We start from the raw sequence: 14,827 nt of genomic DNA on the forward strand, positions 1-14,827 counted from the left end.
TGAAAAACGGGCTTCTACAAGCATCAACTTCCATAAGCGTTCTTCAATTATCTCCTGCCGATCCCGGCTTAGGGTAAAAACGTAGCATGATTGATATTTACATCATTTTTACTGCAAATATCACTCACCTGAAGTTATCACTTACCTGAAGTCGAGCTGGATTCATCTATCCTTGTCCACTCATAGATATTTCCTAAAATATCCGACCCGGCATTCTGTTGCGGAGTCCCGAGATCCAGGGTTTCGTCCATAGCGTACAGATAATCCATTGTAACCAGCCATAACCAGGTTGCATCGCCTGCAGGCCCGTAACCGGTGCTCCCGTCGTATGCAGCTAACTGCCAGAATTTTGTGGCCTGGGCCTGGTCTGACGACCTCAGCGCCGATTCCAGATACCCATCTACCACAGGATTACTGTAAAGGCCCGGATTCATGTAAGTAGCGTCGGCTTCTTTACTGTGGTACTGGTGATACAGATTGAAGGTATCTATGCTGCTGTAAGCGTACAGGACAGCTGAACTGTACTGGTTTGCGTAGATCTCGTCCCAGTTTGTGCCCATAAGGTTAATTTTTATACCCATTTTCCGGGCCTGCTCGCTTACAGCCACTGAAAGAGCCTGCCTTGTCTGGTCCGAGGAAGAATAGTACAGGTCAAATTCCGCCTCAGTCCCGTTCTTTTCCCGGATCCCGTCGCCATCAGAGTCTTCCCACCCTGCAGCTTCGAGGACTTTTATGGCTTCCTCAAGATTCGAGTCCTTAATTTTAGCTTCAGGGTTTCCGAATTCCCGCTGGTCCACTCCGGTATATTCCACATCTCCTTTTCCGTACAGGACTCCGTCAAGTATGGCTTTCCTGTCGATCCCCGTGTTCAAGGCTTTTCGAATTGTTATATCGGCTGTTACATTATTGCCTATAGGGTCTCCCTGAAGGCTTTTACTGCCGGTATCATACTGCGTCGGAAAAGAAACCCCAAAGGCTCTTGAGGAGGGAAGGGAGATAAAGTCGTACCCGTCTATGGTTTGATTTACATTGTTGATTTCGATTTCAGCTATGTCCACTTTCCTGGACTTTGCAGCTGCAAATGCAGTATCTTTATCTAGGAATAACATGGTTATTTTTTTGAAGTACGGCTTCTGTCCGTAGTAATCGGGATTGTATTCAAATATTGCCTGCTGGCTCCTATCCCACTGGACCAGCTTGTACGGGCCTGACCCAACAGGATTGCGCCCGTAGGTCTCTTTTTCATATGCATGTTCCGGCACGATTCCGACGTACCTGAGCCTCCATATGAAACTGGACTGAGGTTCCTGTAATTTGAATTCGACTGCGGTATCATTTATTGCCCTGGCACTTTCAAGATTACTCATGTCCAGTTCGGAATTACTGCCAACTGCAGTATTGAAGGTAAACGCCACGTCGTTTGCAGTTAATTTTTCCCCGTCTGTGAATTTGATATCATCCCTTACATTTACGGTCCAGGTCTTCCCGTCGGGGCTGACAGAATAACCTGTAGCAAGATCGTTAATTATACTCCCGTCATCAGCCGATTTAAAAAGGGTACTCTGTACCAGCGGCTCAAAATTCACATGCCCGCACCCCCAGCCCTGCAGCGGATCAAAACCTGTATCCGGTTCTCCAGTATGTGAATAAACATTCACAACAAGTTCATCGGAAGCTCCGGAAACCGAATTGACCGGCGCCCCGGATGACATAAAAACTAAAATAAGCGCCAGAACTACAACTACTACCCCTAGCAGCAAATATTGCTGGTTTTTTTTAATTTAAATCCCTCCTCCTTCCTTAATGCATAATCAGGACATAGCCCAGCCTTACTCATTAGCCAGATATTTCTCAATTAGCCAGATATTTCTCAGGATCATTTTCTAGCCCAATCTTACTCATTAGCCCGGGTATTACTCATGATAACTTCCTGGCCCCTTATTACTCATGATCAGATCCTCAAGCTCTCCGGCAGGAAATCAAAAAGGAAAAAAGGGAGTTCAAGTAATGTCGAAACTTAACTCCCGGTTTAGTTTTCCGTGCGTTTCCATTCCAGGATGTTCCCGAAGATGTTTGCACCGTGAGGCTGTATTCTGGGGGTCCCTATATCCAGGTCCTCGTCCATAATGTAGACGTAATTGATGGTTGCCATCCAGAGCCAGGTAGCATCTCCTTTTTCGGAAAAGCCCGTTGTCCCGTCCCAGGCAGCAAGCTGCCAGTTTTCATTTGCAGCGTCCTGGTCAAAACTGGTTATGGCAGCTCTCAGGTAGCCGTCCACAGCAGGATTGCTGTACATTATTACGTTGTTGTAGTTTGACGGGTCGTAGCTCTTGCTGTAATACCTCAAATAGATGTCAGTCGGGTCCAGAGAACCGTAACCGAAGACTACAGGAGTCGAATGGACAAGGGTATCAATTTCATTCCAGCTTTTACCCTCGACCTTAATGTTTATCCCAAGTTTTCTGGCTTCTTCGGAAACTGAAACTGCCAGTGCCTGCCTTTCCATTGCACTTGAAGGGTATAGCAGGGTAAACTCGGCTTTTTCTCCGTTCTTCTCAAGAATGCCATCCCCATCAGTATCTTCCCAGCCGGCTTCGGTTAAAATTTCTTTTGCACCTTCGAGGTCTCCGTCTTCAAAAATAGCTTCCTTATTACCCCAGGGTAATTTGTCAACACCCGTGAACTCCTCTTTCCCCTGCCCGTTCAAAGCTCCATTGATCAGGACCTGCCTGTCTATCCCGATATTCAGGGCTTTTCTTATTGCAGCATCCGAGGTTACATTGTTTCCGATTGCATAGCCGTTTTCATTTTTCTTGCCCGTATTTGCCTGCAGGGGGAAGCTTATTCCCCGGGCATCAATAGAGTCAAGGGACACTATTTTCATCCCATCTACCTCCTGATAGGCGTACGAAGCCGGAATTTCGGCAAGGTCGACCTGCCCTGCCCTCGCAGCCGCAAAAGCAGCATCAGAAGCCATAAAAAGCATGGTTATCTTTTTAAAGTACGGTTCCTGCCCGTAATAATCCGGGTTTGCTTCAAAGATGACCTGCTGCCCCTTATCCCACTGCACGAACATGTACGGGCCCGATCCTATAGGATTCTGCCCGTAAGATTCGCTGTAGGCGTGTTCGGGGACAATCCCCAGGGCTACGAGCTTATTGATGAAAGTAGATTGAGGGTCATTCAGGTAAAATTCGACCGTATAATTATCGATTGCAGAAGCGCTTTCCAGCATGGACAAGTCCAGACTCCCGCTGCCTTCTGCTGCCGTATTAAAGGTGAAGGCTACGTCCTCAGCAGTTAAAGGCACTCCGTCATGGAATTTAACATCGTCCCTTATTGTAACCGTCCATTTTAACCCGTCACTGCTTACCGTATAATTCGTTGCCAGGTCATTGATCAGACTCGCCTGGCTGTCCAGTTTGAAAAGTGTACTCTGGACAAGGGGTTCACTGCTTTTGCCCCAGCCGCTAATAGGGTTGAAGCCTGCTTCGGGCTCTCCCCCATGGGTTCCTACGGCTGCTATAAGTTCATCCGACCCCGGAGAATTCAATTCGTCAACTTCTTCGGAGACCATTTCTCCGGCAAGCTGGGAAGCCTGGTCAACGGACTTCGAATCTGCATCCGAACCGGAAATCGAACTGACAACAACAAAAGCCGCTATAATTATGATTACTGAGCCTATGAGCAAATATTGCTGGTTTTTCTTAATCGAAACTCCTCCTCAACCTTTTCCTCAATTTAATATTAAAGTCCACAATTATTCTTACGGAAATTCACGAATCCATATTGTAATAACTGAAAGACCTTTTTTTTGAATAATACTTTAAAAAATAAAAATAACACTAAAGTATTACTTTCTCAACTAATAATTATACTGAATTTAATAAATTCATTTTAAGTATATATTCTTTCCGAAAAAAATGTATTACTAAGATATTCCTTTTCCAGCATTTTGTATTACTTGATATGAAAATCATCTTTTACATAGATCTTTAGTTAGCTGTAACCATCATATGCTGAAAAACAGGAATTAAAATAGGAATTAAAACAGCAAGTAAAACAGCAAGTAAAACAGCAAGTAAAACATAAAGAACGAATAAAAAATTGCCAGTCTGCACTCAGTAACCGGAATAGCCTCAAGTGCAAATAAAAAGCAGTTAAATATGAAAATAAAACTTTATGGAGGTAAAAGCTCTCCATAAGCTCATTTTAACCTGAAAATTTCATGATTTCTCTATTTATGAGATCTTTATTATTCTCTTTTCGATCATTTGCTCCTGATTCTCTCCTCTCCATTCTCTCCCGAGCTTGATTCGATCTCAGTTTATGCGTTTCCAATCGTAGATATTTCCATATGGGTCTCCTCCATGAGGCTGGGTTTTGGGAGTACCTATGTCCAGAGTGTCATCAACAAGGAAAATATAGTTCGGATCTATAATGTATAATTTAGCTGCATCTCCTCTTGCCGAAAAACCGGTGCTACCGTCCCATGCAGCTAATTTAACGTAGTTGTACGCCTCTTCTAAAGTTGAACTGTTTTGGGACGCTATCAGGTAAGCATCAACTTTCGGGTTATTGTAATACCCTGTATTACTATATTCGCCTCCGGCAAGTGAGCTGAGGTAGGAGGTGTATACGGGGTCCAGGTCATTGGTCCCATAGCCCGAGATTGAAGGGTTTGCATACTTTACAGTGATTAGTTCATTCGAACTCTTCCCTTCAGGGATTAGCTCAATTCCGAATTTTACAACCTGATCTGCAAGGGCAAGGGCGAGAGCCTGACGGTCAGGGTTATTTGAAGGATAATAAAGCATAAGGGATGCCTTCAGCCCATTTTTCTCGACTATCCCGTCTCCATCAGTATCGGTCCACCCGCCTTCTTCCAAAATTCTTACAGCTTCCTCCGGGTCTGCATCTTCAACCATAGCTTCCGGATTTACCCAGGGAAGGTGATCTACCCCGGTAAGCTCCTTGTCCCCAAAACCGTTCAGCACGTCGTCAATAAGCGACTGCCGATCTATTCCCACATGCAGGGCTTTTCGGACAGCAAGATCCGATGTGATATTGTTTCCAATCGGATAGCCGTCTTTAGTTTTATTACCTGTATCCGGAGTCAGTGGCAGTGAGATGTAAGTAGAGTCGTATGAAGCTACAGGCACCACTTTCATGCCCTCTACTTCTTCTCTTGCGCTTGTTGCAGTAATCTTTGCAAAGTCAACGTCCCCTTTCTTTGCAGCAGCAAAAGCAGCGTCATTTTCCAGATAGAGAATGGTAAATTTCTTAAAATAAGGTTTCTGCCCATAATAGTCCTCATTTCTCTCAAATATCGTCTGCTGCCCCTTATCCCACTGAACAAATTTATAAGGCCCGGACCCTATCGGATTCTGTCCATAAGAATCATTATAAGCGTGCTCCGGAACAATCCCCAGCCTCCCAAGCGTGTTGATAAAAGTTGCGCGAGGATTTTTCAGGGTGAACTGCACAGCAGTATCATTTAACGCTTCAGCCCTCTCAAGTGCCGTCAGGTCCAGATATCCCGCCGATACCGCCGCCGTATTAAACGAGAAAGCCACATCTTCCGCAGTCAATGCCACTCCATCAGTAAATTTGACATCATCCCTTATGGTAACAGTCCAGACCAAACTGTCCTCACTAACAGAATACCCCGTAGCTAAATCATTAACAAGGGACATGTTACTATCCCACTTGAAAAGCGTACTCTGAATCAAAGGCTCATGATAAGTCCCCCAGCCATACATCGGATCAAAGCCCGCCTCCGGTTCCCCTCCATGAGCCGAAGCCGCCGAAATCAATTCATCCGGGCTCCGGGCAGAATTGCTTGGCACTGAAGTGTATGCCAGAGTAGCAATTGCTAAAACCACAAATATTATTCCCATGATCAGGTACTGCTGATTCCTCTTAATAAGAATCCCTCCTCCTTTTTACAAAAAACCCGTTATTTCGTGAGTATTTTCCAGCCATAAACAAGTCCAGAAACCTCCAGATAACATGTTTGAGTCTAAAAATAACATTTAAGCACTACTTTTCTAAAGAAAATTATTACTCCCTGTTTAGAACCAAATTTCTATAAATAAGTTCTGAAATTTTTGTGTTACTAATATCAACTTAAGAAGTAGTAAAGTACGATTAAATTATAATTTTGGCCAGTTAAGAAATTTTTTGAGAACTTGCAATAAAACGCACATGAAATTCTTCGAATAACAGGCACAAAAAGATGAAAGTACGCATGGACTTTCATACCAAAAGAATGATACCTGCACAAATTCACAAAAAAGATTCAGTAAAAAGAATTGAAACTATATGCTGATGAAAAAGGTTACACGCACAACAGTAGCAATCAAAAACAAAAGTTTAATAGAAAGAAAAGCATATTTTGAGATGTCTCCATACCACTATAACCCTGTTTTTCTTGTATTTATAAAGGGTTTGATAATTTTCCAGCAAGAATTTTAGCCCCAAAAAAGGGGCGATTTCAGGCCTTTTCCGGCCAAATAACGGAAAATTTTGCCCTATTCGAGAGCAAGATCCACTAAAACAAGGATTGAAACCAATATGTGTTGAGTTGTCTGCGTCCCGTGGGTCACATTCGAGAGCAAGATCCACTAAAACAAGGATTGAAACCACACATGAATTATGAGATTGGGAAACAGAATTATTATTCGAGAGCAAGATCCACTAAAACAAGGATTGAAACTATGCTGTAGCCACCAATAACGATGCTGCAAACACATTCGAGAGCAAGATCCACTAAAACAAGGATTGAAACTTGCAGGGGTAATCATGACTATACAATTAAGAAACAATTCGAGAGCAAGATCCACTAAAACAAGGATTGAAACTGAATGCTGTAATAGCTGTACTTTTAATTTCCATTAATTCGAGAGCAAGATCCACTAAAACAAGGATTGAAACCGGTAACCATCACTTTTGAAATTTCCTCTTAACATTATTCGAGAGCAAGATCCACTAAAACAAGGATTGAAACCAGGTCAAACATGCCATATTCAAAATACATAAGAAGGAGTCGGCTCCTAGGAACGAAGATTTGCAAGCGAAACGTAAGCCTCTGACTTCGCCTGTAAGGTTCGAAGACGTCGGGAAGACGCAGGACGTTAGCTGAAATATTCTGCATACAAAGATGCCGACGTCCTGTCGGCGATTTGCTGTGCCACACACTGGAAAGAATATCTTCTGTCTGAATTATTTCTAAATATAACTAAAAATATAATATGAAATAACGATTTGGGGATGTATTGAATGTGATTAAAACAATTCTATTTGATATCGGTTCTACTATTTTGTACGAAGAAGACATTTATAACGCTTTACTGGAAAAAGAACGAATCATTCTTAATCAAAAAGGTTATAATATTTCCGAAGATGAATTTAGTACTGTTTTAAACTCGAGTATTCTATGTAGAGAATCAAATCCTATTAGAAGTATTGCGTGGAAATGTACAGCACCCGATAAAGCTGCTTGTGAACAGATTATTAGATTAACCAGAGGATATACCGATGAATTAGTAAAGTATATCCTCGTAAATTAATACCTGGCATAAAGGAAGTTATAAGAAATCTATATAATAAGTATACACTTTCACTTGCCGATAATGCTAATGCTGACATTAAGAATGTTTTAAAGGATTTAGGTGTTTTACAGTATTTTTCTTGTACAGATATATCAGATGATATAAAAATCAGCAAACCCGACTGTAAATTTTTTCAATATTATCTGGATAAATTGTCAACTGAACCGATAGAAACAATTTTTATCGGAGACAGACTTGATAACGATATTATTCCAGCAAAGGTTCTTGGGATAAGAACAATATGGTTCAAAAATGGAATTTACGGGATTTTAGAGCCAAAATCACAAAGTGAAATGTCAGATGTTATTATTGAAAATGCTTTCGAGATATTAAATGCAGTTGACTATATAGAAAGCAGTTCAGTGTATGCATTGTAAGAATGGCAGCTGGTTCACATTCATTATATTTTTTGAAGAAATTCGTGAGCAAGATCCACTAAAATCTACGATAAAGCATAACTTATCAAATTATCTGATAATAACGTCACTCCTTGCCGGACCTACTCCAATGTATTTGACCGGAACCCCAACCAATTCTTCAATCCTTTTTATGTAACTTTTTGCATTCTCTGGCAAATCGTCAAAACTATTTACCCCTCTCGTTGTGCATTCCCATCCGGGCAGCGTTTCATATTCTGCTTTGACCTGACCCAATATTTCCGTATCCGGAAAGACCGACAGTATTTGATCCTGGTAACGGTAACTCGTACATATTTTTATTTCAGGCAGGCTGTCCATTTTGTCAAGTTTGCATATGGCAAGTGTATCAAAACCATTGATCGTATGGGCATAGCGCAATACGGGAATGTCCAGCCAACCCAGGCGCCTGGGTCTTCCTGTCCTTGCCCCAAACTCATCATCGATATTCTTTCCAGTTCCCCTGAGTGAAACGATACAGTTGTCAAGCACCTCCGTCGGAAAAGGACCGTCTCCCACCTGGCTTGAAAAGGCTTTTGCAACCCCAATAACAGAGGTGATTGAACGAGCAGGAATCCCCGAACTAACAGCCGCATAGGCAGCAATTGGGTTGGAGGATGTCACAAAAGGATATATACCCAAATCAATATCTTTCATAACGCCGAGCTGGCCTTCAAAAAGAATTCTTTTATTCTCTTTCATCATATTGTGGATCAATGTAAAGGCATCAACGATATGTTCATTATACAGTTTGTACCAATTGCTGCAGTATTCACAAAGCTGATCTACTGTATATTGGGCAGCGCCGAAAAAAGACAGCTGATGATTGATCGCAGGCAGTACCTTTTCAAAATGACTTTTTAAATAGTCTTGATGGGCCAAATCCCCAAAACGGATATTTGTTCTTGTCGCCCTGCCAGCATAGGCCGGACCAATTCCCCGCTTTGTTGTGCCAATGGACATTCCACCAGACTGTTCGTTTAGCTCGTCCAAATCCCTGTGATAAGGCATTAATATGTTGGCTCGTGTTGATATTTTCAGGTTATCAACCGACATACCGGCAGAGGTAATTTGTTTCATTTCTTTTTGCAGCTCATCCGGATTTACAACCATACCGGTTCCAACAAGACTGATTGCGTTTTGATTAAAAATTCCACATGGGATTAAATGCATTTTAAACGTACCATATTGATTAACCACTGTATGCCCTGCATTGTCTCCACCCTGAAAACGGATAACCAAATCATAGTCCTGTGCTATCAAATCCACCATTTTTCCTTTGCCTTCGTCACCACACTGTGCGCCAACGATAACTGTTACACTCATAAATTTTCTCCATTAAGATTCCTTCAACATTCGGCAACGACATTAACTTTTGATAATTTATAACAGTTGCGTTTTTGGAATAATAGTTCCTGATTTTATGTAGTCCTTTGGCTTGCATTTAATAAGTTATTCTGATTTTCCACCCGTCTGCCAAAAAAGGATTTATTATTGATAATATCACAAATCCATTTCATTCGTTATTAAGTACGATGCTATCGAAAGAAATGTGTTATTTTTATTGTTGCTTCTGCAAATCTGGAATTACCGTTCAAAAATTAACGGGCGATTACAGTAGGCATTTTTACGTTAATAGATTCCTTGATAGATTTCTTCATTCCTTAAAGGTTCCTTAACCAATAATTCCTTTACCTAATTTAGTTCATGTATCAGATTTGAAAGTATCCTGAATTGCTGAAACATGCCTACCTCAACTTCAAGCAGGTAACTCATCATTATATTTATTCCTAAAGGAGCAGTAAACCCTTTACGTAAAAGTGGTAAAGAATATCTGGGCAACGTTAGGAACACTGCAGAAGAAACAACACACTGCAGAAAAGAGGAGGAGGATTACTTCCATCTTGAGTAACCTTCGTGCTTGTATGCATACAGGCTACATTATAGATTTTCTCACCAATTATTTAATTCAGAACTTAATTCAGAACTTAATTCAGAACTCTCCAAAATACAACAAGCTATCCAAATTCTCAAATTGCACTAAAGTCCTGCACCTGCACCTGAAGGCTGGAGGAAATGAGAATTTAAGTGCAAAGCCTCAGTCCTTGAGGCCTTTGTATATATAAATTGGGCGGACATATAGATACTCACCCTTTTCTGCCGTTTCTGCAATGTCATTGCAAAACCTGTCGTAATCATCTTTGCTTATTATCCCGGCCTCTACCATGTAACTAAATTCCCTGATCATATTCCATCCCAGACTATTTTCTTTAAAATCAGTCTCGATATGGTTAAAAATATGAATCTCGCCATTAAATAATCCTGTGGAATTGAACATTCCCCAAAGCCTTCTTCCCATCCAGGAATCAGCTTCATCCATCCAGGGTTGTTGCCATCCACTATACTTCTTGAGAATATCACTTATTAGATTTTTATCATGTCCGTTATATACTACTGAATCCCAATCACAGTGACAGCAAATAACCTGACCTTTTTCTTTGAGTACCCTGTATATTTCAGAAGCCAATCTTGGCTTATCTGCTATACACTCAACTGCGTTCATTGAATAAACAATGTCAAAGCTTTCATCATCAAACCCCAGACCCTGTGCTACATCCATATGGTAGAATTCTATGCCTTCGTTTTGATATGCGTTCTTAGCAATTAATATTGATTTTTCCAGCTTATCAATTCCAACAAACCTTGACCCATTAATACAATTCATTTCATCTTTGAAGTATTTCAAATCCTGTCCACGACCGCATCCAAGATCTAGAAAACTATTACAATTCCCCGGATTTATAAGCCTATAAATAAAGCTTCCAAAAATATTACTATACATTCGACTCAATCCTCTAATATCTATAGAATGATCTTATCTATAGAATAATCTAGTGTGTCACTTTTTAAAATCTCCATAAACACTTCATCATATTATTTTTTTTCTACGGAGTGGCTCTGGATTTTCCTGCCAATTTCTTTGAATTCCCATTTTCTGATGTATTTATTGCAGCATATTTCCTGAGAAGATCTTGAGCATAAATATTATCCAGATTGAGACTTCAGATTGAGACATCTGAAATGCTTAATCCACTAAAAACCTCCCAACCATCAGATAAAAGATTTTCCAGAATCTTTTTCTTATTTTCAGACTCAGACTAATGCACTTTAATGCCTGATCTAAATATCATGTAACCTCAAAATCACCTTTATTCAGTGACTCGGCGGAATGTCTCTCCACACGTAGAGCTTCCATGCACCTATGCAGTTAAAGTTTAGAGAATATTTCTCCGGATTTGGGTAATACATTACTGGATTCCATTGCTCATCGGTTAAGAGGTCTTCTTGCCTCTATGTTACCAGTTGATTTCGGGACAAAAAAACCCCAAAACCTGAAATAGGGAGATTCAAGTATACTCATTGGTGAATAATTAATGAAAGATACTTCCGAGAAGGTTTATCAGCTAAAACTTTCCATGAAAGGCATTGTCCCTCAGATCTGGCGGCGAATCCAGGTGCCGGAAAACTATACCTTCTTTGACCTTCATAATGCTATCCAGGCTGTAATGAATTGGGACGACTACCATTTGCACGAATTCGAAATGAAAAATCCCAAGACAGGAGTGCCTGTAAAAATTGGGGCTGAAGATGAAGGTTACGAACATTTCAGCGACACGTTGCTGCTTGTGCCCGAGGAGAAAGTTAAACTCTCTAAATTATTCACACTGGAAAACAAGAATGCTCTGTATACATACGATTTTGGGGACGACTTGCAGGTAAAGATCCGGCTTGAAAAAATCCTTCCAGGAAAAGAAGGAATGAAATATCCTGTCTGCACTGCCGGAAAAAGAGCAGCTGTTCCTGAAGACATTGGGGGGATCTGGGGCTATGCAGATATGCTGGAGATCCTGAAGGATCCGGAACATGAAAAATATGAAGATGCTGTGGAATGGCTGGGGGAAGATTTTGACCCCGAGTACTTTGACCCAAAGGACATTTTATTCTGAAGCCGAGAACTTCGAAGCCTCCAATAAAAATATATGTCTCTAAAATAGAAAAAATGTCGATTCTGAATTAATCCTCAAAAAACAAGGGAACTAACCAAAATGTCAAAGAAAATTGGTAGAAATGATCCGTGTCCATGTGGCTCAGGCAAGAAATATAAACATTGTTGTTTAGGTAACAAGGGAGCCACTATAAATCGAACCACTTCAAAATCCGAAAAACCAGTTGTTAGTCGGTTAGCCATTATGAGATTTGAACAGAAATTACAGGATAAGCCCGAAGAATTGGAAAAAATTGGCAAGGAAATTGAAAAATACTCTGATGATAAGGATATAAACTTCAAAGATTTCATTCTAAGAAGCTGGAACCTGAATAAAGTAAGAGATATGAGCACTTCGGAAATAATTGAAAAATTGGAGTCAATGAATATCGATTTCGAAATAGAACGTTTCAAAAAACAGGCTCGAAATTATATCTCCGCAATTCAGTTAGCAGAAGATCATTATTTCACACAGAATTTCCAGGCGCCAGACCAGGAAGAAGATTTCATCTGGTTGGCAATAATAGAATTATGGAACCGGATAATCCCAGAAAAATGGAATATGGAAATGATTGATGATTTAATTCAAGAAGGCTATGAAGACATTGAAAAACGGAATTACGGGGATGGGATGGAAAAGTGGGAAAAAGCGTGGAACATGATAATGAGTATTGTTCCCCCTCATATAAAATCTGTTAAGGATGCTGATAAATTCATTTCCGGTCTAACACAAAGTATTTTTAATTGGTGTCAGGATTTTGAAATGGAGTTAGCTAACGCAGCGGTGGAAGATAACTCCTTTTATTTGAAGAGGATAAAATACTGCCAGGATTTCTGCCGGATTTTACCTCATTCAGACGAGTCAATAATAAGAAATATGATCAGAGCAGAAGCTGAATCATATGCAGAGCTTGGGGATATGGAAACAGCAAAAAAACTATTACAGGGATAAATTAAGTGGTTTCCGAACAATTTCTGCGGTTATTTCTGCGGTTATTACTCCACTTTCTTTGCTGAAAAGGTAGAACTATCTCCACGATGAAGCCTGAACTCGCCTTCGAGTTCATCGTTTTTTCTTATCCTGACCCAGCCAAAACCAGAGAAAGGGTCGCACTCGTCATTTCCTTCCCAGGTGAATTCAAATCTTGTGCCTTCAACGTAATTAACGATCCTTCCATCTATTTCACCGCAAACCAGACCAAATTGAAAAAACCCGAGGTTGTCCGGTTTAATCTCAATATAAGCCTGAACGTCCATATTGAAATAGTCCTCATCCCATAGTTCCATCTTATAAATGTGCCATGTCCCTATGAAGTCCGTATCTTTGACTTTACTCTCCTGCATGATAAGTACGATACAATACCATGAATTTGAAGTTTTCTGAGATCCGCTAAAAAAATCTTTATTATGAAAAGTAATTTCCGGATATTATACATATGAGATTCCATGAAAAGAGGACAAAAAGCGTGGACTTTTCGTCCACAAAAATCTCCAAAACCCAAGGTGCCGGAAAATGTAAAGGTAGAAGTGGAAACAAAGGCGAATGAACTTGTCGAATCGTTTCTAAAGCCAGAATACATCGAGCCTCCGCCTGAGGACACGCGTTTCAACTATGTAGTGGACATTTATACGAAGTGGTACCGGAGTTCCTTCTACTTCTGTGCGAAGTACGCTTGCCCAGGCCCAAATGCCATATCCCCATTTTTTGAAACAAAGTTTGCCCGCATGGAATATGCTGGAGATGGCTTTTTCAATCTTTCATACATGAGGCACACGAAGAAGTGGTTTGAAATTTTTAAAGGCCTATCCGTAGATGAATGTTTAGAGACGATCAGGGATTTTCCTCACTTCATGCCATAAAGGAAACAAAATCACCTTTTTATCGGCAAAGAGCCTTTTTACCCGCATATTACCTATATTTCGGACAAAAAGACCCCAAAAACTAAAATAGAGAGAATCAGATAATCGTTTCTGGTGAATATTCTATGAAAAAGACCTTCGAGAAAGTTTACCAGTTAAAACTTTCCATGAAAGGCATTACCCCTCAGATCTGGCGACGTATCCAGGTACCGGAAAATTATACCTTCCTTGACCTTCACGATGCTATCCAGGACGTAATGGACTGGGAAGATTACCACCTGCACGAATTCGAAATGCCAAACCCGAAGACAGGAGTGCTGGATAAAATCGGAACTGAAGGCGACGATTTTGAAGCCTTCGTGGAGCCTCTTGTCCCGGAAAAGAAAGCAAAAATCTCCAATTATTTCACGCCGGAAAATAAGGATGCTCTGTACACCTACGATTTCGGGGACAACTGGCAGGTAAAAGTCCGGCTTGAAAAAATCCTCCCGCGAGAAGAAGGGGTAGATTATCCCATCTGTACTGCGGGAAAAAGAGCCGCTGTCCCGGAAGACATAGGAGGGATATGGGGCTATGAAGATATGCTGGAGATCCTGAAGAACCCGGAACATGAGGAATACGAAGATACTGTAACATGGCTGGGAGAAGACTTTGACCCCGAAGACTTTGACCCGAAAGACGTTTCGTTCCGAAAATGAAAAATTTCAAGTTTAAACTTTCAAAAGGCTTTAGATGTAAAAATACACTTACAGAGATGCATTGTTTTCATACAGAGATGCATTGTTTTCATACAGAGATGCATTGTTTTCATGGAAAAGGTCTTAAAATGCATTTTTGACTGGGCCAGAGTTTTCAATCCAGCCCCGTAATCGCCCATAATTCCTTTTTCCTTT

12 protein-coding genes and 1 CRISPR repeat array are annotated in these 14,827 nt (G+C 40.8%); of the genes, 6 read left to right on the forward strand and 6 right to left on the reverse strand.

The genetic code is table 11. The features are described 5' to 3' along the window. Positions 1 to 137 precede the first annotated feature (137 nt). The 3 genes from MA_RS09980 to MA_RS09990 all read right to left on the reverse strand — a co-directional run bounded on the left by MA_RS09980 (position 138) and on the right by MA_RS09990 (position 5,900). Positions 138 to 1,760: an ABC transporter substrate-binding protein gene (locus tag MA_RS09980; protein WP_011021911.1), complete on the reverse strand. Its 1,623-nt coding sequence runs from the start codon at positions 1,758 to 1,760 to the stop codon at positions 138 to 140. Between the two features lie 269 nt (positions 1,761 to 2,029). Further along, positions 2,030 to 3,691, reverse strand: coding sequence for an ABC transporter substrate-binding protein (locus MA_RS09985; protein ID WP_011021912.1), 1,662 nt, complete (start codon positions 3,689 to 3,691; stop codon positions 2,030 to 2,032). A gap of 631 nt (positions 3,692 to 4,322) precedes the next feature. Continuing rightward, positions 4,323 to 5,900 carry an ABC transporter substrate-binding protein gene (locus MA_RS09990; RefSeq protein ID WP_011021913.1) on the reverse strand — a complete coding sequence of 526 codons (1,578 nt, stop codon included), beginning with the start codon at positions 5,898 to 5,900 and terminating at the stop codon, positions 4,323 to 4,325. 635 nt (positions 5,901 to 6,535) lie between these two features. Further along, positions 6,536 to 7,009: a CRISPR direct-repeat array (repeat unit 37 nt; unit sequence ATTCGAGAGCAAGATCCACTAAAACAAGGATTGAAAC). A gap of 274 nt (positions 7,010 to 7,283) precedes the next feature. Between MA_RS09990 and MA_RS09995 the strand changes: the two genes are divergently transcribed. Continuing rightward, positions 7,284 to 7,571, forward strand: a complete 288-nt coding sequence (locus MA_RS09995; protein WP_157860161.1) for a hypothetical protein — start codon at positions 7,284 to 7,286, stop codon at positions 7,569 to 7,571. Between the two features lie 20 nt (positions 7,572 to 7,591). After that, the gene (locus MA_RS25435; protein WP_248698099.1) at positions 7,592 to 7,990 is read left to right on the forward strand and encodes an HAD family hydrolase; all 399 of its coding nucleotides are present in this window, start codon (positions 7,592 to 7,594) and stop codon (positions 7,988 to 7,990) included. Between the two features lie 90 nt (positions 7,991 to 8,080). On the opposite strand, the gene MA_RS10005 is transcribed toward MA_RS25435, so the two are convergent. Together MA_RS10005 and MA_RS24515 are read right to left on the reverse strand one after the other, a co-directional pair. Continuing rightward, entirely contained in the window at positions 8,081 to 9,355 is a 1,275-nt protein-coding gene (locus tag MA_RS10005; RefSeq protein ID WP_011021916.1) for an adenylosuccinate synthase, read from the reverse strand. 772 nt (positions 9,356 to 10,127) lie between these two features. Continuing rightward, the gene (locus MA_RS24515; protein ID WP_052279143.1) at positions 10,128 to 10,871 is read right to left on the reverse strand and encodes a class I SAM-dependent methyltransferase; all 744 of its coding nucleotides are present in this window, start codon (positions 10,869 to 10,871) and stop codon (positions 10,128 to 10,130) included. 592 nt (positions 10,872 to 11,463) lie between these two features. On the opposite strand from MA_RS24515, the gene MA_RS10015 reads away from it, so the two are divergent. Together MA_RS10015 and MA_RS10020 are read left to right on the forward strand one after the other, a co-directional pair. Next, entirely contained in the window at positions 11,464 to 12,036 is a 573-nt protein-coding gene (locus MA_RS10015) for a plasmid pRiA4b ORF-3 family protein (RefSeq protein ID WP_011021918.1), read from the forward strand. A gap of 99 nt (positions 12,037 to 12,135) precedes the next feature. After that, positions 12,136 to 13,026: a YecA family protein gene (locus tag MA_RS10020; protein WP_011021919.1), complete on the forward strand. Its 891-nt coding sequence runs from the start codon at positions 12,136 to 12,138 to the stop codon at positions 13,024 to 13,026. A gap of 44 nt (positions 13,027 to 13,070) precedes the next feature. On the opposite strand, the gene MA_RS10025 is transcribed toward MA_RS10020, so the two are convergent. After that, positions 13,071 to 13,418 carry a hypothetical protein gene (locus tag MA_RS10025; RefSeq protein ID WP_011021920.1) on the reverse strand — a complete coding sequence of 116 codons (348 nt, stop codon included), beginning with the start codon at positions 13,416 to 13,418 and terminating at the stop codon, positions 13,071 to 13,073. Positions 13,419 to 13,520: 102 nt separating this feature from the next. Here MA_RS10025 and MA_RS10030 point away from each other — a divergent pair, with 102 nt between their 5' ends. Continuing rightward, complete coding sequence (locus MA_RS10030; RefSeq protein WP_048065260.1) at positions 13,521 to 13,934, forward strand: hypothetical protein; 414 nt, start codon at positions 13,521 to 13,523, stop codon at positions 13,932 to 13,934. Between the two features lie 125 nt (positions 13,935 to 14,059). Next, the gene (locus tag MA_RS10035) at positions 14,060 to 14,632 is read left to right on the forward strand and encodes a plasmid pRiA4b ORF-3 family protein (protein WP_011021922.1); all 573 of its coding nucleotides are present in this window, start codon (positions 14,060 to 14,062) and stop codon (positions 14,630 to 14,632) included. Positions 14,633 to 14,827 lie beyond the last annotated feature (195 nt).

Source organism: Methanosarcina acetivorans C2A (assembly GCF_000007345.1).
GTDB lineage: Archaea > Halobacteriota > Methanosarcinia > Methanosarcinales > Methanosarcinaceae > Methanosarcina > Methanosarcina acetivorans.

Coding starts and splice junctions, on each gene's coding strand:
- MA_RS09990 (WP_011021913.1), bottom strand. CDS start 5,900: ATGGGAATAATATTTGTGGTTTTAGCAATTGCTACTCTGGCATACACT.
- MA_RS10005 (WP_011021916.1), bottom strand. CDS start 9,355: ATGAGTGTAACAGTTATCGTTGGCGCACAGTGTGGTGACGAAGGCAAA.
- MA_RS24515 (WP_052279143.1), bottom strand. CDS start 10,871: ATGTATAGTAATATTTTTGGAAGCTTTATTTATAGGCTTATAAATCCG.
- MA_RS10015 (WP_011021918.1), top strand. CDS start 11,464: ATGAAAGATACTTCCGAGAAGGTTTATCAGCTAAAACTTTCCATGAAA.
- MA_RS10020 (WP_011021919.1), top strand. CDS start 12,136: ATGTCAAAGAAAATTGGTAGAAATGATCCGTGTCCATGTGGCTCAGGC.
- MA_RS10025 (WP_011021920.1), bottom strand. CDS start 13,418: ATGCAGGAGAGTAAAGTCAAAGATACGGACTTCATAGGGACATGGCAC.
- MA_RS10030 (WP_048065260.1), top strand. CDS start 13,521: ATGAAAAGAGGACAAAAAGCGTGGACTTTTCGTCCACAAAAATCTCCA.
- MA_RS10035 (WP_011021922.1), top strand. CDS start 14,060: ATGAAAAAGACCTTCGAGAAAGTTTACCAGTTAAAACTTTCCATGAAA.